Here is a 19,342-nt window from a genome sequence, read left to right as displayed (position 1 = left end):
GGTTGTTAAACATGAAAAAAATGAACTGGAGCAAGGCGCTTCTTGCTTTATCTCTTTTGCCAAGCCTAGGTATGGCACAAGCAATCCCTGATACGGCAAAACTTGATGTGAACTTTAAGCTGCCAAAGATTGATACCTCTATGTACGCACGTCCTTATGTGGCGGTGTGGGTAGAGAACAGCGAACGAAAGTCAGTGAAAACCATTGAGCTTTGGGTCGGTAAAGATGAATGGCTTAAAGATTTACGTAGCTGGTGGAGAAAGGTTGGACGTTACGATCGTGAATTGGTTGATGCAGTGACGTCTGCAACGCGCCCTGCTGGCCAGTACCGCTTCGTTTGGGATGGTAAGAGCGATGATGGCCAAACTCTAGAACAGGGCGAGTACACGGTTCATATCGAAGTTGTTCGCGAACACGGTGGCCGTAATTACCTTCGTCAAAAAGTATCGCTAACAGATTCAAACGCTTCTTATGAGCTAAAGGCGACGGAAGAGACGGGTGAAATCACTCTGAATTACATCGCTAAATAACAAGTGCGAATAGCAAACTGAACAGAATAGACAGCAGTCATCGTAGGCTCAGATAGAGCGACACGGCTAACAATTATAAATAATGGAATTGAACATGATGAAACAAACAAAAATCAAAGCACTTGCTCTAGCGAGTGTGATGGCATTCGGACTCGCAGCAACGACTGCAGCGCAAGCTCACCCGCGTTGGATCCTGCCGTCTCACTTTACCGTGTCTAAAGAAGGCGGTGACTGGCTAACGTTCGACGTGACTGCATCTCACGGTACGTTCGTTTTCGATAAGCCAGCAGGCAGTGAAAACGCTCATGTCATCATGCCAGACGGTCGCAGCGAGCGTCCAAACTTTGTTATTCGCGGTAAACGTCGTTCAATCTTTGATTTCTACTTTGAAGAAGAAGGCACGCACAAAGTGGCGATCAACAATGAGCCTTCTTACTACACGCAATACAAGGCCGGTCGTCGTGACACAGTGAAATGGATTAAAGCAAACAAAGCGGAACGTGACTCTGTGCTTCCTGAAAAGTCGCGTGACGTGGTAACACAAATCAGTTTCACCCGTGCAGAAAGCTACATCACAGTGGGTAAGCCATCGGATTCAGTATTTAAGATTGAAGGTAAGCTACTTGAAATGAAGCCAGTAACGCACCCTTCAGACATCATTGAAGGCGAACCGGTGACATTCCAATTCTTCTACAACGGTGAAATCCAGAAAGATGTAAAAGCGGAGATCACTCGTGAAGGCACGCTTTATCGCAACCACCAAGAGCAGATTGATGTAGTGAGCGATGAGAACGGTGAAATTACGTTTACTCCAGACGTAGCGGGTCGTTACGTAATGAAAGCTAACTACAAAGGTGAGTTGATTGATAACCCACTGGCTGATAAAGCGAGCGCGAACGTTCACTTAACGTTCGAAACACTGCTTCAATAATCGGTGATATCGGGGCTCGATCCCTGATTAAACGACCAAAAAACTTAAGGGCTCATTTGAGCCCTTTATCGCTCAGTTTACTTCTGAGAATTTGCACTGTGGCTAGGGTACGAACCATGACAATAAAAACAAAACTAAAATCGATAATCACTCCATGCTTAGCACTGGGACTTGGTTTCGCTGCATTACCTGCGCAAGCACACTTTCCACTGATGAGTTGCTGGTTTGAAGATAAAACCGTGGCCTGTGAAGCGGGTTACTCTGATGGTAGTAAAGCGATTGATTACGCGGTTGAGATGTACGATTACGAAGACAACTTGATTGCAAAAGAGATGACAGATAAGCGCTCTATCGTTGAATTTCCGAACCCCGATACTGAGTTTTACCTCGTATTCGATTCAGGCCATGAGTTTCCTGTTGAAGTCGACGTTGTTGAGATCAGCGAGAAATGATGATTCAAGGCGTACGTGCTGATACGGGTGGCAGAGAAGGCAAATGGGTAGGGCTGATCATTGTATTCATCTTGAGCTTTGCCACGGTCGCTATCCCATTTCATCAGGCAGAATCCAACGTGAAAGCGGTACTTGATCACCAAGTCTTGGTGACTGATGTTGAGCAAGAAAACCTGGCGATGTTATCAGAGCTACGTTTGGCGCACGAAGAGGTTCGTGATCTGCGTATGGACTTAGACGGCGAATGGCCGAGTGTTGTGTCACTTAAGGATGAATGGGTCGCGCCTTTCGTTGAAGACCAGAGTTGGAAGCGCAAAGGTTCTCATAATTGGTTATTGGACGAGCGTGGTTATTACTTTTCGACGCCAAGCGAATACGCTATACCAAGTGAACAAGCTACATCAAGTGAAGATACTGCACCAAGCGAACATGGCTTTGCAGACTCGTTTATTTTAAACGCGAACAGCGTCTCTCCTGAAATCTGGATCTACTTCGGTGGAGTAGCAGAACAGCCCAGTACTTTTGATCAACACACACTTGAGTCAGCGGGCTGGAAAATGGTCGTCAATGAATCAGAAGTTGAACAGCATGATGCTTCTTCTCATTAAACAATCCGGCTTACAAAAATGCTCACTAATAATAAGAGATTTACTATGCGAATTATGACTCTGTTCATGTCGTTATTGGCGGTGTTAATGACACCCAATGCATTGGCAAAAGAATACAAGATCGACAGCGACAAGCTAACGATTGGTATCACGCTTCAACCTTACTACAGCTATGTAAAAGCCGTGGTGGGTGACAAAGTGAACATCCTTCCATTGGTTGATGCTGGTTTTAATCCGCATAACTACTTGCCACAACCCAATGATTTGAAGCGATTGAGCCAGATGGATGCGATCGTGGTAAACGGTATTGGTCATGATGACTTCGCACTAAAAGTGATTTCAGCCGCGCAACGTGATGATTTAGTGGTAATCGAAGCGAACAAAGAAGTGCCTTTGCTTCCAGCATTAGGCCAATCTGTTGGTCAAGGTGCCGTGAACCCGCATACGTTTGTTGGTCTTTCGACAACGATTCAAAAGGTTTACACCATCGCGAGCGAAGTCTCTAAGCTCGACCCAGACAACGCTGCGTTTTATCGCAAGAACGCACGTAAATACGCCAAGCAATTTCGCTTTATGAAGCGTGATGCGATGTTGTCATTAGGTGAGCTAGACACTTCAGGCATGAAAGTAGCGACTACGCACAATGCTTACGGCTATATCCTTCAAGAGTTTGGTGTAGATGTCGCGGCGGTGATTGAGCCTGCACACGGTGTTGAACCAAGTGCGAGCCAACTGCAAGATACGATCGAAAAGATCCGCGCATCGGGTATTGATGTTCTGTTCTATGAGCTCAACATGCCAAACCGTTTTGTTGACACCATTGAAGCGGAAACAGGCGTGCAGCTTTACCGTTTTTCTCACATGACGCATGGCGAATATGAGGACGATAAAGTGGAGGTTGAAATGAAGAAGAACTTAGAAACGTTAATCGAAGCAATGAAATTTGCGGCGGCTAACCAAGCTAAAAGCGGGAATGCATAATGCTCGGCCCATCAATTTCAATCAATCAACTCGGTCTGCAATACGACAACAACGTGATTCTTGATGACATATCACTAGAACTCAAAGCGGGCGAGTGCCATGTTATCATGGGGCCAAATGGCGGAGGCAAAACATCTTTGCTGCGCTCTGTACTTGGCCTCACTCCTTTCTCTGGGCAAATCGATATTCATTGGCCTGAAAAGCCAAGTATTGGTTATGTCCCTCAAAAAGCGACCTTCGAATCTAGCTTACCTCTAACGGTAATGGATTTCGTACTGCTTAACCAAACTCGAATTCCGCTATTTTGGCGTCGTAAGTCCAAGCAGTTGGATCTTGCACTAGCGCAATTGGATCGCGTGGGTATGGCAACTCGTAGCGACCGCCGTATGGGGCAGTTATCGGGTGGTGAACAGCAACGTGTATTGTTTGCTCAAGCTCTACTGGATAACCCAAGTTTGTTGATGCTGGACGAACCGACAACAGGTATGGACGAGCAGGGCGTTCGTTATCTTGAATCGTTAATTCGTGAATGCGTTGATGAAGGCCGTACGATTCTTGCCGTTCACCACGATGTAACCGCGGTGCGTCGCCTTGAAGCCAATGTACATGTTGTGAATCGATTCTTAGTTGATAGTGGTTCGCATGAACAAGTGTTGCATCCAAGTAAAATTGAAAGCTTGTTCCAGCACTACAGCAGTGGTGCAACCATCGCCAAATCGAAGGCGGTTGCGTAATGGAATGGTTACGACAACTTGCCGTAAGTGGTGTTGAAGCGGGTTGGTTATCAGACAGCTTCATGTATGCGTTCATGGTGAATGCACTGGTTGCCGCATTATTACTGGGCCCGTTACTAGGTGGCCTTGGTACTTTGGTGATTGCAAAGCGTCTGGCTTTCTTCTCTGAAGCTGTCGGCCACGCGGCTTTAACCGGTATCGCTATCGGTGTTCTGCTTGGTGAGCCACCAGAAAACCCAATTATTGGCTTGTTTAGCTTCTGTATGATCTTCGCTTTGCTTCTTCACTTCGTAAGAAATAGAACCAACGTGCCATACGATACCTTAGTAGGTGTTTTTCTAGCTCTAGCGTTGGCAGTCGGCGCGGCATTGCTGATGTACGTGGCACGTAAAATTAATATTCACATGCTTGAGAACGTGTTGTTTGGTTCGATTCTAACGGTAACAGATCAAGACTTAGCCATTCTCGCAGGCAGTTGCGCACTCATCATTTTGCTCTTAATCCCGACGTTCAACCGCATTCTATTGACTTGTATCAGCCCTGATATTGCCAAGGTTCGTGGCTATAACACAAGTTTCTACGACTACTTGTTTGTCATGATGATCACCTTAGTGACAATTGCAGCAGTGAAGATTGTGGGTGCTGTTCTGGTTGGCGCATTGTTGTTAATACCTGGCGCTACCGCTCGGTTGCTGACTAAGCGCATGGGCAGCTTTGTTTTGCTGTCTGCATTGTTGGCAACCATCGCGTGTTTGGTCGGAACGGTGTTACCTATGGAACTTAAACTGCCAGTGCCATCGGGCGCTTCAATCATTATCGTTTCTGCGACCTTTTTCCTAGCGGCAACGCTATACCGAATTGTAAGAAAGGCATAATCATGACTTCTTTAATGAATCGAATCTCAAGTTCACTCAAAGCAATGGCTCAAGTGAGTACTCTTGGTGGTGTGTTGTTAGGTGGCTCAATAGTATCTTTCAACGTTAATGCAGAGGATATCCTCACCAGTACGCCTGTGACTTATGCGTTGGCGACAGAGCTAACCAAAGGCACCGATATTACGACTGAATATCTACCGCCGAAACGCTACGGTATTGATCGTCTGCCTAACTGGTTTGGTACTAAGGGTTCAAACAAGGTGCTTAAATCAGGTGAAAAGGCAACTGTAGCAGTAACGCTGTCGTCCATCTGGCAAGCTGACCCTACTTTTGTATACGCAAGGCAGGGAAACATCCGTTTGGTTGAGGTGGATGCGGCTCAAGCGATTACACCGCGCGCGCAAGGTGTTGCAGCGCTGACGTTATCGAGTGGTGATGTGTCTAAGTTCGCGTGGTTAAACCCAACTAACTTAACGCGTATGGCGGCAATTGTGGCTGATGACTTTAAGTTATTGTGGCCGGCGCAAGCAAAGACAATTGATAGCAACTTACAACGTGTGATGCTTGATGTTCGCGAGCTGATTAACAAGCAACAAGCGGTATTGCTGGATAACGACGTAGATTCAGTGTTGTTGCTTTCAGAAAGCTTGGAAGATTTTGCTTCGGGCAGCCAACTGTTTGTTGAAGAGCGTATGTTCAAAGCTGAGCTTGAATGGACAGAGCAAGATAAAGCGAAACTCAAAGCGATGTTTTCAGAAGACGACGCGTTATGGTTAGTCACAGCGAAAAAGCCAACGACGTTGATTAAGTCGCTGGTACCGAATGAGCGAATTCTTGTTGTAGACTCGGTAGACCGTTGGGGAAGTGCAGGCATTAATACAAAAGCGCCGTTCGGACGCTGGGAAGTTGAACCTTTCAAAGGTTAATAAAATAGCCTAGTCGCTAGTTCAAAACGGTAGGATCAAAAAAGCAGCCCAAATAGAGGCTGCTTTTTTGTTCTTGTCCGTTGGCTCTGGGTAGAGTGTTGGGAAAGAAGTCTGCTAGCTTAAAACTTACTCTGCAGCTTTTGTCTCTTCAGTTTCTATACCAGCTTCTACTGTAGACTCTACCGTGCCTTCTGCTTGCTCTTCAGCTTCCATTTTTGCGCGGTCAGCTTTAGAAATATAGCGAGGTTTGTTGCTACCATGCAGTTTAGAAGTCGCTTGTTTCTGTCTTTTCTTTAGAATTTGATTGATTTTTTTCTTACGGTTCATTGCTGCATAGCCTTGTATTTAGTTTATGCGGTGGAGGATAATCATTTTAGATCTAGAACTCAATATTTACATGCTATCCAGCAAGGAAAATATCACTATGCAGGCAGTCGAAACCGCACGCTTACGATTAAGAATGATCGCATCTCAAGATGCGGCGTTTATTCAGCGATTATATAGCTCAGAAGATTTCTTGCGTTACATTGGAAACAAGGAAATCACTGATACTAGCAAGGCTGTTGAATACATCGAAAACAACATTCTTAAGATGTATAGAGAGAAGGGTGTGTGTTTACTGATGGTCGAAATCAAAGCCTCTTCAACGCCAATCGGTGTCTGTGGTTTGATTAAAAGAGACACATTAGAGGCGCATGATATTAGTTATGGTTTTGTACCTGAAGTGTATGGGCAAGGTTTTGCAAAGGAAGCGGCACAAGCGATAATTGAACAAGCTCAACATAATGCTGATATCGATCATTTAGTTGCCATCACGACCTCTGATAATATTCGAAGCATTGCATTGCTTACTAAGTTAGGCTTTGTGTTCGAACGAGTCGAGGACGTATTAAGTGAAAGCGTCAACCTCAACCTGTACGGTCTATCACTGAGTAATTAATCATGTTTCAACATAACAATATTCTGCAAGGCGGACTCGCAACCGAGTACAAAACCGTTATCGCTATGGTGCACATCTATTGTAAAGATCACCACGGTGCGGTTCGTCAGATCAATTCGTTATGTGAAGAGTGTGAGCAACTTTTACGTTATGCCGAGACACGACTCGATAGATGTCCTTATGGCGAGGCGAAGCCAACCTGCAATAAGTGTCCGATTCACTGCTATAAACCTGACCCGAAAGAGCAAATGCGTTTGGTGATGCGTTATGCTGGGCCAAGAATGCTACTCAAGCATCCGATTTTAGCGATCAGGCATTTGATTCATGAGAAACGGAAAGTGCCAGAGAAGCCACTGCCGAATGTGTCTAATCGTCATATCCGAATGAATAAGAAGTAATGATATCTGGAAAGACAAAAACATGAAAAGGTCTGATTGCTCAGACCTTTTCATGTTTCTATTCGGTGCTTAAACCAAGGGCTTAAACCAAGGGCTTAAACCAAGGGCTTAAACCAAAGGAATTAAACATAGAAGGCTACGCAGTTTGTGGTTCTTCGTAGGTAACCGTCAGGTTGTTGATCCAGCGTCGGCTCAAGTAACGGTGTGAGCATATAGCTAACTTCATTACTTCTTCTACCAACATCAAACCATAGATGTATTTGAAATCCCATCCAGCGACAAACGCGCCGTAAACACATACTGGAATACCCACCATCCACATCGCAATGAAATCCATTCGCAGGCAAAAAGCGTTATCACCACCAGCACGAATAATACCGTTAATGATCACCATGTTTAGCATGCGAATTACGACAGCAAAGCACATGATCATCATTGCTGGCGCGGCGAGTGGATATAACTTATCGTCTGTTAAGTTCAGCCAACTCAATACGTGCTCTTTGCCTAGGAAGAGAAGAAGGCCGACAACCGCGCCAAACCCAATCACCGCTTTTATGAACGTCAGACCCATGCTCATTGCGTCATCAAATTCATCACGGCCGAGTGAGTGACCAAGCAATACTGAACACGCCACCGAAATACCAAAGAATATTGAGTAACACAGCGATTCAAATGGTGCGAGCATCGAGAACACTGCAAGCTCAGTCGTGCCCATGTGACCGAAAATCATTTGATATGCCATGGTGCCCATTGCCCACAACACAGCATTCATCGTCAACGGCAAAGCAATGCGACGGTAAGACAGCCACAATGACGGACGATGTGGTGAGCTTGGGGTGGTTAACAGCCAGTGTTTACGTATACGCATGTAACTATACATCAAGCCGACTTGAATCAATCGCGCTAAAGTTGTCGCCAATGCCGCACCCGCGACGCCCATTGCTGGAATGCCGAAAGCACCTTTAATAAGAACGAAGTTCAACGCAATGTTGAGTGCGATGGTAACGCCGCCTAATAATAGTGGAGTTACGGTGTCACCTGAAGATCGCATGCTCGCTTCTACCACGACCACAATATGAGTCAGCAGCAGAACAGGGAAGCCGTACCAAAGGTAAGTCGCACCAAGCTCAATCACGGTTTGATCGCTGGTTTGCAACATCATTAAAAACTGAGAACCAAGAGTGATGATTGCAGTGACAGGCAACAGAACTTTTAAGCCAAAAACCATTGCTATGGATGACACAGTACGTGCGCTTTTACGGTCATTCTTTCCCCAGTATTGAGCGACTAATGTACCGTTTGCCGAGGCCAACCCTGCCATAATCATAATAGCAACGAAGTGCCATTTTGATGCAATTCCCACAGCGGCTGCTGCTTCCATTCCAAAATCACTGACCATTAAGACGTCAGCAAGGGCAAGAATAGCAACCAGCGCACTTTGCAAAGCCACAGGCAAACCAAGTTTAACGATACGAGGTAAGATGCTATCTGGCTTGTTATTCATAGATGAGTTAGGGTTGATGTTAGTTGTCATAAGCTCTCCGATTTATGGCAGAACTATAGTGATTTGAGCGAAGTAACAACATGTTTAAAAAACAACAAAACCTGTGCGAATCCGTCATTGATACCATGAAACCTAAATCAACGTGGCAAGATGATGTTTTTCTCGCGGAACATTGCAAAGAACGTTTTTTAACCGTTGAAGATATCCCAGAGATGAAAAGCTGTGGTGTCTACATGGGGGGTATGGCGAAGCTGTACGACGCGTATTGGGTTGAGCGTGAATCTGTGAATGTTCATACGTTGATTTTTACCCAAGAAGGGGGCGGAATTCTAACCACTGCAACCTCGGTACAAGCCATCACGCCATACACACTTGTGGTTCTGCCTGCGGAAACCCCATTTCGCTTTGAGCTTGATCCTCAATACAACTATTGGAAAATGGCTTGGATGCTGACGCCCGACACCTTGCAATGGCAACATATTGCGAGCTTAGGCCAAAGCATTGTGCCTTTCGGAGAATGCGAACAAATCTGGTCGTTGATGAATTTGGTTCACTTTGAAATTGGCGGCAGGGCCAGTTTTAGAAAGCTACTCATGAGTGAGATCATTCGAACCCTCACAGGGTTTGAACCGAAGTCCACCAGCACCACCGCGCGGGTGCAGGCGTTATACAATGAAATCGAGAGCAGTCTACATTTAGCGTGGACAGTAGCTGGGATGGCCGAGCGTGTTTTCATCAGTGAAGAGCAGTTAAATCGGGTCACAAAGTCATTGTTTAACGTTTCTCCTCGTAGCAAATTGATTCAGCTTAGAATGGACAAAGCGACCAGTTTGTTGAAGCAGCAAGATTGGTCGGTATCGATGATTGCTAACCGTCTAGGCTACAAAGATCCCTATAACTTCTCCCATCGATTTAAAAAGCATTTTGGCTTATCGCCAAGCCAATATCGCAAGAGCTATCGGCTGAAAAGCTAACTAATTGATTTTTATATTAGATAGTAGTCTAGCTGTGACTCATTATAGGTAAAGGTCTGGCGTTCTGTATGTGGAATCTAAAATAGCATTTAGAAGTATTCATTCGCCTACCTAATAAGCAATAAATTCACTGCATATAGATGTTTGTCAGTTTAGTGGTTTACTCTATACTGTACTGTACTGTACTGTACTGTACTGTATGGTGCTGTTGGAAAATATTTTAGAAGACGTCTGCTTATGCAACTCGAGGAATCAATGCAACAACTGATCAATGAATTGGATGATTTTGTGCTTCCGCCGAAGCTCATTTTAGACAACAAAGAGTTTCAATCGGGCACGAAAATTGTGCGAAAACAGGGTTGTGGTTCGATTATTGGGACGCTCTCTGAACCTCACCGTAAGGTACTTTGCTACCTTTATTTAAATAAAGGTCAAGTGGTCAGCAAACAAATTTTGAAGAGCGTTGGCTGGGCAGGTAAAGCTGTGACGTCCGCTTCAGTACTTGTGGCTATTTACGAAATCAGGAGGATCCTCGACTGTCACTGTATACAAACCGTTTCAAACGAAGGGTATGTGATGGATTATTAAATAATCCTCCTTTGACATCCTGTTAATATTTTAATAATAAAAATTTAATCTCTTTACCGTACGAATTCCATTGATTATCGTCAATTCTAAACGTCCACTTATAAGCGGCGTTATATAAAAATGACTGAATCTGACTTTGTCGCTGGCTATATAGTAAGGGAAATGTATAAAAATGGACTCTTATCCTGCAATAGAAACGAACCGCTCTGAAAATAACGTAGTACTTGAATTAAACGGTAAAATTGTTGAGCTTAACACTAAGCTAATTCGCAACGTTGAAAATGGTTATGTGCTAGCCACTATGCCGTTGGCGTATAGAAAAATCATTCTGTTTATGAATAGACATCGTGGTAAGTTGCTTAGTGTCGGTCAATTGAAGAAGGTTGGCTGGGAAAATGAAAAAGTCACTAACTCATCAGTCATCGTTGCGATATCTGAAATTAGGTCATTGTTTGGAGACGGCTTAATCATGACTATTACTGGCGAAGGCTACGTATTTCAGCCTTAACAATGTGAGCTAAGTGATATCTATTCTCGATCTTTCCTCCAGATGACCAATTAAAAAGGGCCCTTCGCTTAGACGTAAAGTCATAACTCAGAGCCCAAATTTCACTACTAATTCAACGGCTTGCTTTTATGCTTAGCTGCCGATTTTAATACGTTATTACGTTATTACGTTATTACTTAGTTGCTTGGTTACTGGCTGTTATTCGCCTGCAATCTGAAGTGGAGAGCGCTTTAGGCTTGCAATCAACATGTATATGGTTGTCGCTAGCAGAGACGCAAACAGGTAAGTGAATAGTCCTGCTTGAGAATCCATAAAGCTATCAGCAACTAATGGCCCTGCGACTGAACCCACGCTGTAACACAACAACATAACCTGAGTCACTGACACTAGGTAGTTCGGATCTAAGTTACGACAACCCAAGTTAATTGCAATTGGGTAAAGTGCAAACGTCGCCATGCCCAGTACAAATAGGCTCATGCCTAGTACGTAAAAATCATGGTTGATGGTGAGCACGCCAATGCTTGCAACCCCTAGTAGGCAAAACAGAGCCATCAATAACACTTGTCCTATGTGGTGAGATAACCATGTCACCATCGGTTGAACAGCCATACCACCCATGATCACCAACGCCATCAAACCACCAATATCTTGGTGTGCGATGTTACGTTGAGCAAGCTCTACAGGCATCAATCCGTAAATAGAACCAAGTGTTAGCCCTGAAACAATGCAACCAATTAAAGCGCTGTGGCTTAGCTTGCTGATTTGTTTCAGTGATAGAGACTGCGCATCGTGAATTTGTGGTGCTGTCGCTTGTCCGTACATCAATACGATGATTGCCCCAAACAGCAGGGTGAACATTGCAATGAAAGGCACGCCACCCGTAATACCAAGGTATCCTATGCCAAGTTGACCAACGGCAGAACCGCTATACAACGAACACATGTAAACCCCTAGACGTTTCGCACGTTGAGATTCGTCACCGCTCATTAGCCAAGACTCTACAATCACAAAGATCCCGGCGACCGAGACACCCGCGACGAAACGAGCTAAAAGCCAAACTGATTGATGTGGCGCCAACGGTAATACAAGAATTGTTGCGATAAAAATGGCCAGTGCGATAACGAACGCGTCTTTGTGACCAACACGAGCGATTGCTCGTTCAATCAATAAGGTTCCTGCCAAAAGTCCCGCATAGAATGCACTTGCCAACCAACTCGATAGATTACTGTCTAAGCCATATTCAGACAGCATTAATGGTAATGAACTCATTAAGTAGCCTGAAGCGATAGCGTAAAAAGACAATGCAATAACCGGAACAGTTATGCGAGTTGTTGGTTGGATGTTGTCCAATGCAGGAGCCTCTAAATAGTGAAAGAAACGATGAATTTTCCGCGACTATGTAGGAGAAACTGAATTGGGTAAAACGAATAAAAATGGTCGTTAAGATAAAAGAAATTTATCGCCAGTCTAAACAAAAATACCATTGCGATATTTTACTATTTAGCAAAGCTTTATGCGGTCAAAAAGCCGTTAATCTCTTCTTCATCGACTATTTGATTTGTAAGTAGAGCGTATAGTAATTGGCTCTATCTGATTTCTATATGGCGTGAGATTTAGTGTTAGACGGCCTCTTTACGATATTGACGTGGCGAGCTTCCACTCCATTTTCTAAAGGCATGTCGAAAGTTAGCACTGTCAGAAAACCCAACGCGTTCGGATATCTCTTCAATGCTCATTTGAGTTGAAGAAAGGTAGTGTCGTGAAAGGTGAAAACGAACATGATCAAGAATCTTCTGATAACTCGTATCAAGCGCTTTGAGGTGTCGGCGCAGCGTCCGAGAAGACATCCCCAATTCTGCAGCGATAGATTCTATCGAAGGGTAACATCCAGGCCTTTCAATCAACATTTGAGAGACTTTTTCTTTCAGGCTTGTGGGTGCACTGACTTTCGCCAACATGTCATCACACGATTTTAAACACATCTGTAATGTAATGGCATTGGCGGTAGGAAGTGGTGCGTACAAGCTTGTCGCGTCGAACTGCCATTCAAGGCGATCACAATTGAACTCAACCGGGCAACGGAAAATCTCTGTATATAAATCGCCGTATTCAGGTTTGGGATATGGGAATCGAATCACTTGGGATGGAAAGGGTTGCTGTAGCACTACTGAACACCGCGTAACCCAAAACACCGAAGTCACTGAACCGCGCTTGTTGACCGACTTTGAGCCCTAAACCTTCTTCGTTGGTATTCGCTAGCGCGTTGCTAAACACCGCCAACTTTTGCGCCAAGGTAATGTGCGTGTCTGGCGTGTTGAGTTGGAGATCATCTATGTTACTGCCTTCAAGCAATTGTTCGATACTGAGAGCTGGCGACATGTAGCGATGCAGTAATTGAAGATCAAGAATACCGAATGCTTGCATATCCGGTTCGTAAACTGCGGTGTATTCCATAGGCTGCCTCTTGTTGAAGATCATTATCTTAGCCGAACTTCTAACGCGATTGCGTCAGGTTTGTTTCAACTTTCGCTAGCTTGTTCAAACTTTAATTTGTTCTATTAAAGCTGTGTCCGAATATCACCGTTTTTTGTCTTTTTGAAACCCGTTCGAAATGTTATCAAAATGTTGCAATTTAACAAGTTGCCAATTAGTCAAAACTCGCAACTGCATAAATTAGATAAGCAAAAATCATTCAGGCTACAACGTCAATACTCATTACAGCCTTAATACAACGTCTACGGTGACCGTGACTAATAGGTCTATGCCGAATAAGGAGATCATGGATGCACAATCTTGCTGTTAACTTGGAGCGCAGCGCTTCGCTTTTCCCAACTAAAGCCGCTCTGCGTATGGGCACGGATGAACTCAGTTTTTCGCAGTTAGAACAACTTTCCGGAAATGTTGCCGCCAACCTGAAAAGGCTTGGGTTGCAGAAAGGGGACAAGGTCGCGTTGTCGTGTCCGAATGTTACGTATTTCCCAATCGCTTATTACGGGATTTTAAAAGCGGGGTGTGTAGTTGTGCCTTTGAACGTACTATTTAAGGCCAGAGAGATTGCTTATCACCTCAACGATTCCGATGCGAAAGCTTATTTATGCTTTGAGGGCAGTGAAGAGCTACCCATTGGACGTTATGGATTTCAAGGCTTTGAGCAAGCAGATCACTGTGAGCATTTTATCGAGATGCCAATACCAGCTATTTCCATGTCAACTCTAACCAGCATCGCATCTTCTTTTACTGAAGCATATGAGCCGCATGAATCAATGGTTGACTGGTTAGCACAACCTTTAACAACCTTTGAGTCAGTGGCTTGTCATGGTGATGATACCGCGGTGATCCTCTACACTTCTGGCACCACGGGTCAGCCAAAAGGGGCTGAGCTTTCTCACACCAACATGCAAACTAACGCGATGTCGTCTCAGTACTTAATGAGATTGGAATACAGTGACACGACAATGGCCACACTCCCTTTATTCCACAGTTTCGGCCAGACAGTCATGATGAACGCGAGCGTGTTAACGGGTTCAACCATGGTGTTGATTCCGCGCTTTGAACCGTTACTGGTGATTGAACAGATCATTACTCACAAAGTGAGTGTGTTTGCTGGTGTTCCAACCATGTATATCGCGCTATTACGTGCTGGTGAAGAATCTCCTGATAGCTCAGATAACGCAAACAAACGTTCTGAACAGGTCAAGCACAGCTTAAGGCTCGGCGTTTCTGGCGGTGCTTCTATGCCTCTTGAGGTTATCCGACAATTTGAATCGCGCTTTGAGCTTCCTGTATTGGAAGGCTATGGTTTATCTGAAACAGCGCCCGTTGCTACGTTTAACCATATTGATGGTGACCGATTGTCAGGCAGTGTTGGCCAACCTTTGTGCGGTCATCTAATTAAAATCGCAGATATACAAGGTAACTCTGTCTCGATGGGAGAGCTGGGTGAAGTGTGTATCAAAAGCCCAAGTGTCATGAAGGGTTACTATAAAAGACCGGAAGCTACGACAGAAGCAATCAGAGACGGTTGGTTCTTAACGGGAGATATCGGACGGACCGATGAGCACGGCAATTTGTTCATTGTCGATCGAGTCAAAGACATGATCATCCGTGGTGGTTACAACGTGTATCCGCGTGAAGTAGAAGAAGTTTTGATGTGTCACCCTGATGTAGAAATGGTCGCGGTGGTTGGTGAACATCATGACCATTTAGGCGAAGAGATTCATGCACATGTCGTGCTTCATGAACATACAGAATGTGATAGTAAGGCTTTGATAGCATGGTGCCGTGAGCAGCTAGCTGATTACAAATACCCACGTAAGGTATTCATACGAAAAGCGTTACCGATGACGGCGACAGGCAAAATATTGAAGCGAGATTTACACCCATTACAAATAGCGGAGACGATCAATGGATAATTATGATTTTATTGTTGTTGGTGGTGGCTCTGCAGGGTGTGTATTGGCTTCGCGGCTGTCGGAAGACCCGAATATTACGGTGTGCTTATTGGAGGCGGGTGGAAAAGACACAAGCCCATTTATCCATACTCCGGTTGGCGTGGTGGCAATGATGCCAACCAAACTCAATAACTGGGCTTTTGAAACCGTTGAACAACCGGGTTTGAATGGCCGTAAAGGTTACCAACCGAGAGGTAAGACACTTGGCGGTTCTAGCTCTATCAATGCCATGATGTATGCGCGTGGGCATCGTTACGACTACGATACATGGGAAAGCTTGGGTAACACTGGTTGGAATTATGAATCCTGTTTGCCTTACTTTAAGAAAGCGGAAAATAACGAAGTTCACCAAGATGAGTACCATGGCCAAGGTGGTCCTCTGAATGTGGCCAATCTTAGATCGCCAAGCCCTATGCTTGAACGCTACTTAACAGCCTGCGAATCGATAGGCGTGCCTCGTAACGAGGACATTAACGGTGCTGCTCAGTTTGGGGCGATGCCGACCCAGGTCACTCAGCTGAATGGTGAACGATGCAGCGCTGCCAAGGCTTACTTAACGCCAAACCTTTCACGATCGAATCTCACGGTCGTTACTAAAGCCACCACACATAAGGTCTTGTTTGAAGGTAAGAAAGCGGTTGGCGTTGAATATGGGTCTAACGGACAGCGTTATAAGATTCAATGCAGCAAAGAAGTGATTCTATCTGCTGGTGCATTTGGTTCTCCTCAATTGTTGTTACTGTCGGGTGTAGGCGCTAAGTCTGAATTAGAGGCGCATGGCATCGAACAAGTTCACGAACTGCCCGGTGTCGGCAAGAACCTCCAAGACCATATCGACTTAGTCCATTCGTACAAATGCAGTGAAAAGCGTGAAACTTTTGGTATCTCGCTACAAATGGCCTCTGAAATGACCAAAGCTCTGCCGCTATGGCACAAAGAACGACGCGGGAAAATGAGTAGCAACTTTGCTGAAGGGATTGGTTTTCTTTGTTCCGAAGAGCATATCGCCGTACCGGATTTAGAGTTTGTATTTGTGGTCGCTGTGGTCGATGACCATGCAAGAAAAATCCATACCAGTCATGGTTTTACCTCCCATGTCACCTTGTTGCGACCGAAGAGCCATGGCAGCGTAACGCTAAATAGCAGTGATCCCTATGATCCACCAAGGATCGATCCGGCGTTCTTCAGTGACCCTGAAGATATGGATATCATGATTAAGGGCTGGAAAAAGCAGTATCAAATGCTAGAGAGTTCTGCGTTTGGTGACATTAGTGGTGATGCTTTCTACCCAGTAAACGCAGATGATGACGAGGCTATCGAGCAAGATATTCGTAATCGCGCTGACACCCAATATCATCCAGTTGGAACCTGCAAAATGGGAACCGATGACGATTTGTTAGCCGTGGTTGATAAAGATCTTAAGGTATATGGTTTGACTAACTTGAGAGTTGTAGATGCCTCGATAATGCCGACGTTAGTGGGTGGGAATACAAACGCGCCAACTATTATGATTGCTGAAAAAATTGCAGTTCAGATCAAAGAACAATATGGGTTTAGCATTCAGCATACCAATGAACAGGCAGCAGACGAGATGATTGTGTAATTGAGAGAAATAGATATAACTAATTGATTTACAGTAGGTTAGAGAATCTTATTTAGGTAAGGCTCTCTAACCTATTTTTTGTATGCTTGTGAAAGCACAAGCTAAATCCAAAGCGAGATAAATGCGAATCTATTTGGTTAAATCTTGATTAAGCCATTGATCAAATTGACCTTTTGGTAACGCGCCATTAATCGTATCGACACGTTGACCGTTTTTGAACACCATCACCGTGGGAATACTTCTGATTTGATACATAGCAGCAAGCTGTTGCTGAGCCTCAGTATCAATCTTAACGAATCGAACATCTCCCGAACGCTCTTTCGCGACGTCGCTGAACACTGGCGCAAAGCCAACACATGGGTTGCACCATGTTGCCCAGAAATCGACAACCACAGGCTGTGAACTGTTTAAGATAGATTGGAAATTAAGTGATGTTCCTTCGATTGGAGCACCATCGAGCAACGCTTCTTTGCATTTACCACAAGTAGGGGTTTCTGAGATTCTTTCTGAAGGAACTCGGTTTACGCCCTTACAAGATGGGCAACGTGTGTTGAATGTAGACATAACTTTCTCTTTTTATTGTCACTTCCGTGTCTAACGCGATTTACGAATCGAGCACGGAACGCTTATACTGTTTAAAACTAGAATACGATACTTAAATAAAAACAAACAATAAATAGGTAAATGATGACAAAATTTTACGCCGAAATTACTGGTTGGGGAAAGTGTCTGCCACCAGCCGTGCTGTCTAATGACGATTTAAGTACTTTCATTGATACCTCAGATGAGTGGATTCGTACCCGAACAGGCATCGAAAACCGTCGTATCAGTCATGTAAATACCTCTGAACTTGCCACTGTTGCAGCGAAGCATGCAATGGCATGTGCTGGCCTGACCGCTGATGATATCGATATTGTGATCATCGCGACGTGCAGCCCAGACTCCCTTATCCCAAATACCGCGTCTAAAGTTCAACAGAACTTAGGCATTAAGAGCGCAGCGGCTTTCGACCTCAACGCGGCATGTACTGGATTCATTTACGGTGTTGAAACCGCGACTCGACTGATTCAAGCGGGTAACTACCGTAATGCTATCGTTGTGGGTGCTGAGCGTCTTTCATTCTTCATTGATTGGACTAAGCGTGATACTGCAGTTCTTTTCGGTGATGGCGCTGGCGCTGTGGTTCTATCTCGCACTGAAGAACAAGTCGGCTTACAAGAAGCTCAGATCGGTTGTGATGCTGAAGGCCGTGATATTCTAGCGGTACCAAAATTCGGTACTTCTATGGACCGCTTTGCGGCTGATAACGGTTACTGGGACTTTGATTTCGTTGGTAAAGAGATCTTCAAGCGTGCAGTGAAAGGCATGGGCGCAGCGGCACACACAGTACTGAGCCGCACAGGTATCTCAACCGATAACATTGACGTTGTGATCCCGCACCAAGCAAACATCCGAATCATTCAAACCCTGTGTGATATAGCGGGTATCGAGCGCGAAAAAGCGTTTGTTAACATCCAAAACTACGGCAACACATCGGCAGCGACTGTGCCGATTGCATTGTGTGAATCGCTAGAGCAAGGTTTCGTTAAGCCTAACAACAATATTCTTGTTGCGGCATTTGGTGCGGGTTTAACGTGGGGTGCTGGCCATATTAAATGGGGTAGTCGTGTTGAACCGTTAGGTCAATCGGATGCTAAGCTTCCAGAAGCTGATAAATCCGCTTTAGAGCTTCTAGAAAGAGCCATTTTACACTGTAAAACACACCCGAATTCAGCGAGCGAATAACGCTGATGAGCCCAATTCGTCTTGTAAGCAAAGTACGTCTTATGACGAAAGCCGACCTCGATGGGGCGGCTTTCGTCCACCAAGCAGCCTTTGTTCGACAGCAAAATTCGCGAGAGTGGTTACAATGTAACTTAAATGCCGCGCCGCGCTTTCTTAACTTTGTTGCAGAGAGCGAAGGCGAGATCGTGGGTTACATTATTTGGGTTCAGAAGAGTGGGTTTAGACCTCAAGCTGTATTGGAGTTAGAACAACTTGCCGTGTTACCTAGTGCACAGGGTAAAGGATTAGGCAAGAAGCTGATTCTTGATTCGCTGCCGCAAGTAAAGCAGCAGCTAGCGCAGCAAGGGTCAACACTAAAGCATGTTCTGGTTACCACCAGAGCAGACAATTTTGCACAAAAACTGTATCAGTCGACATTAGGCGCTGAAGTCGAAGCCACGATTTCAAACCTTTATTCTGCTGATGAAGTGCTTATGATCGCTCGCAATGTGGGTGAGCGGGTCTGATAGCTGATTTATTAGAACTGATAGTTGTCAGCGATATAAGTCGGCCAT

At 44.9% G+C, this 19,342-nt stretch carries 21 protein-coding genes and 1 pseudogene; 17 read left to right on the top strand and 5 right to left on the bottom strand.

Going from position 1 to position 19,342, the window contains the following annotated elements:
• Positions 1-11: 11 nt before the first annotated feature.
• The 8 genes from OCV36_RS20565 to OCV36_RS20530 all read left to right on the top strand — a co-directional run bounded on the left by OCV36_RS20565 (position 12) and on the right by OCV36_RS20530 (position 6,037).
• A complete protein-coding gene (locus OCV36_RS20565; RefSeq protein WP_061025159.1) occupies positions 12-530 on the top strand; it encodes a DUF2271 domain-containing protein in 519 nt (172 codons plus the stop codon).
• A 94-nt stretch (positions 531-624) separates the two neighbouring features.
• The gene (locus OCV36_RS20560) at positions 625-1,461 is read left to right on the top strand and encodes a DUF4198 domain-containing protein (RefSeq protein WP_135458640.1); all 837 of its coding nucleotides are present in this window, start codon (positions 625-627) and stop codon (positions 1,459-1,461) included.
• 116 nt (positions 1,462-1,577) lie between these two features.
• Positions 1,578-1,913: a hypothetical protein gene (locus OCV36_RS20555; RefSeq protein ID WP_135458643.1), complete on the top strand. Its 336-nt coding sequence runs from the start codon at positions 1,578-1,580 to the stop codon at positions 1,911-1,913.
• Positions 1,910-2,521, top strand: a complete 612-nt coding sequence (locus tag OCV36_RS20550; protein ID WP_135458645.1) for a DUF6162 family protein — start codon at positions 1,910-1,912, stop codon at positions 2,519-2,521. Before OCV36_RS20555 ends, OCV36_RS20550 begins: the two co-directional genes overlap by 4 nt.
• Positions 2,522-2,566: 45 nt before the next feature.
• The gene (locus OCV36_RS20545; RefSeq protein ID WP_102554172.1) at positions 2,567-3,502 is read left to right on the top strand and encodes a metal ABC transporter solute-binding protein, Zn/Mn family; all 936 of its coding nucleotides are present in this window, start codon (positions 2,567-2,569) and stop codon (positions 3,500-3,502) included.
• Positions 3,502-4,236 (top strand): metal ABC transporter ATP-binding protein, encoded by a 735-nt coding sequence (locus tag OCV36_RS20540; RefSeq protein WP_135458647.1) that lies wholly within the window; start codon positions 3,502-3,504, stop codon positions 4,234-4,236. The genes OCV36_RS20545 and OCV36_RS20540 overlap by 1 nt, the downstream gene beginning before the upstream one ends.
• Positions 4,236-5,111: a metal ABC transporter permease gene (locus OCV36_RS20535; protein WP_102314040.1), complete on the top strand. Its 876-nt coding sequence runs from the start codon at positions 4,236-4,238 to the stop codon at positions 5,109-5,111. Before OCV36_RS20540 ends, OCV36_RS20535 begins: the two co-directional genes overlap by 1 nt.
• 2 nt (positions 5,112-5,113) lie before the next feature.
• Positions 5,114-6,037 (top strand): ABC transporter substrate-binding protein, encoded by a 924-nt coding sequence (locus OCV36_RS20530; RefSeq protein WP_135458649.1) that lies wholly within the window; start codon positions 5,114-5,116, stop codon positions 6,035-6,037.
• A 126-nt stretch (positions 6,038-6,163) separates the two neighbouring features.
• Here the strand turns inward: OCV36_RS20530 and OCV36_RS20525 are convergent, their stop codons facing one another.
• Complete coding sequence (locus OCV36_RS20525) at positions 6,164-6,364, bottom strand: DUF2986 domain-containing protein (protein WP_017075988.1); 201 nt, start codon at positions 6,362-6,364, stop codon at positions 6,164-6,166.
• A 97-nt stretch (positions 6,365-6,461) separates the two neighbouring features.
• Between OCV36_RS20525 and OCV36_RS20520 the strand changes: the two genes are divergently transcribed.
• Both OCV36_RS20520 and OCV36_RS20515 read left to right on the top strand, forming a co-directional pair.
• The gene (locus tag OCV36_RS20520) at positions 6,462-6,977 is read left to right on the top strand and encodes a GNAT family N-acetyltransferase (protein ID WP_135458651.1); all 516 of its coding nucleotides are present in this window, start codon (positions 6,462-6,464) and stop codon (positions 6,975-6,977) included.
• 2 nt (positions 6,978-6,979) lie between these two features.
• On the top strand, positions 6,980-7,375 hold the full coding sequence (locus tag OCV36_RS20515) for a nitrous oxide-stimulated promoter family protein (protein ID WP_135458653.1): 396 nt from the start codon (positions 6,980-6,982) through the stop codon (positions 7,373-7,375).
• A gap of 136 nt (positions 7,376-7,511) precedes the next feature.
• On the opposite strand, the gene OCV36_RS20510 is transcribed toward OCV36_RS20515, so the two are convergent.
• The gene (locus tag OCV36_RS20510) at positions 7,512-8,909 is read right to left on the bottom strand and encodes an MATE family efflux transporter (protein WP_135458655.1); all 1,398 of its coding nucleotides are present in this window, start codon (positions 8,907-8,909) and stop codon (positions 7,512-7,514) included.
• A 50-nt stretch (positions 8,910-8,959) separates the two neighbouring features.
• Between OCV36_RS20510 and OCV36_RS20505 the strand changes: the two genes are divergently transcribed.
• From OCV36_RS20505 to OCV36_RS20495, 3 genes are all read left to right on the top strand, one after another.
• Positions 8,960-9,853, top strand: coding sequence for a helix-turn-helix domain-containing protein (locus tag OCV36_RS20505; protein WP_135458657.1), 894 nt, complete (start codon positions 8,960-8,962; stop codon positions 9,851-9,853).
• Between the two features lie 237 nt (positions 9,854-10,090).
• Positions 10,091-10,441 (top strand): winged helix-turn-helix domain-containing protein, encoded by a 351-nt coding sequence (locus OCV36_RS20500; protein ID WP_241906781.1) that lies wholly within the window; start codon positions 10,091-10,093, stop codon positions 10,439-10,441.
• A 172-nt stretch (positions 10,442-10,613) separates the two neighbouring features.
• Positions 10,614-10,949, top strand: coding sequence for a winged helix-turn-helix domain-containing protein (locus OCV36_RS20495; RefSeq protein WP_017075982.1), 336 nt, complete (start codon positions 10,614-10,616; stop codon positions 10,947-10,949).
• A gap of 198 nt (positions 10,950-11,147) precedes the next feature.
• Here OCV36_RS20495 and OCV36_RS20490 read toward each other — a convergent pair whose 3' ends face one another.
• Positions 11,148-12,299, bottom strand: a complete 1,152-nt coding sequence (locus tag OCV36_RS20490) for an MFS transporter (RefSeq protein WP_135458659.1) — start codon at positions 12,297-12,299, stop codon at positions 11,148-11,150.
• Positions 12,300-12,568: 269 nt separating this feature from the next.
• Positions 12,569-13,403, bottom strand: a pseudogene (locus OCV36_RS20485) (helix-turn-helix domain-containing protein).
• A 329-nt stretch (positions 13,404-13,732) separates the two neighbouring features.
• On the opposite strand from OCV36_RS20485, the gene OCV36_RS20480 reads away from it, so the two are divergent.
• The gene (locus OCV36_RS20480) at positions 13,733-15,361 is read left to right on the top strand and encodes a long-chain-fatty-acid--CoA ligase (protein ID WP_135458661.1); all 1,629 of its coding nucleotides are present in this window, start codon (positions 13,733-13,735) and stop codon (positions 15,359-15,361) included.
• Positions 15,354-17,003 carry a GMC family oxidoreductase gene (locus OCV36_RS20475; RefSeq protein WP_135458663.1) on the top strand — a complete coding sequence of 550 codons (1,650 nt, stop codon included), beginning with the start codon at positions 15,354-15,356 and terminating at the stop codon, positions 17,001-17,003. The genes OCV36_RS20480 and OCV36_RS20475 overlap by 8 nt, the downstream gene beginning before the upstream one ends.
• A gap of 129 nt (positions 17,004-17,132) precedes the next feature.
• Here OCV36_RS20475 and trxC read toward each other — a convergent pair whose 3' ends face one another.
• Positions 17,133-17,567 (bottom strand): thioredoxin TrxC, encoded by a 435-nt coding sequence (gene trxC / locus OCV36_RS20470; RefSeq protein WP_135458666.1) that lies wholly within the window; start codon positions 17,565-17,567, stop codon positions 17,133-17,135.
• A 123-nt stretch (positions 17,568-17,690) separates the two neighbouring features.
• Here trxC and OCV36_RS20465 point away from each other — a divergent pair, with 123 nt between their 5' ends.
• Both OCV36_RS20465 and OCV36_RS20460 read left to right on the top strand, forming a co-directional pair.
• The gene (locus OCV36_RS20465; protein WP_135458705.1) at positions 17,691-18,788 is read left to right on the top strand and encodes a ketoacyl-ACP synthase III; all 1,098 of its coding nucleotides are present in this window, start codon (positions 17,691-17,693) and stop codon (positions 18,786-18,788) included.
• Positions 18,789-18,829: 41 nt separating this feature from the next.
• Positions 18,830-19,294 carry a GNAT family N-acetyltransferase gene (locus tag OCV36_RS20460; RefSeq protein ID WP_135458706.1) on the top strand — a complete coding sequence of 155 codons (465 nt, stop codon included), beginning with the start codon at positions 18,830-18,832 and terminating at the stop codon, positions 19,292-19,294.
• Positions 19,295-19,342 lie beyond the last annotated feature (48 nt).

Origin of the sequence: Vibrio echinoideorum (assembly GCF_024347455.1) — a bacterium.
Taxonomy (GTDB): Bacteria; Pseudomonadota; Gammaproteobacteria; order Enterobacterales; family Vibrionaceae; genus Vibrio; species Vibrio echinoideorum.
Note: the sequence above shows the minus strand (reverse complement) of the source record. Positions and strands in the feature narration are given on the sequence as shown.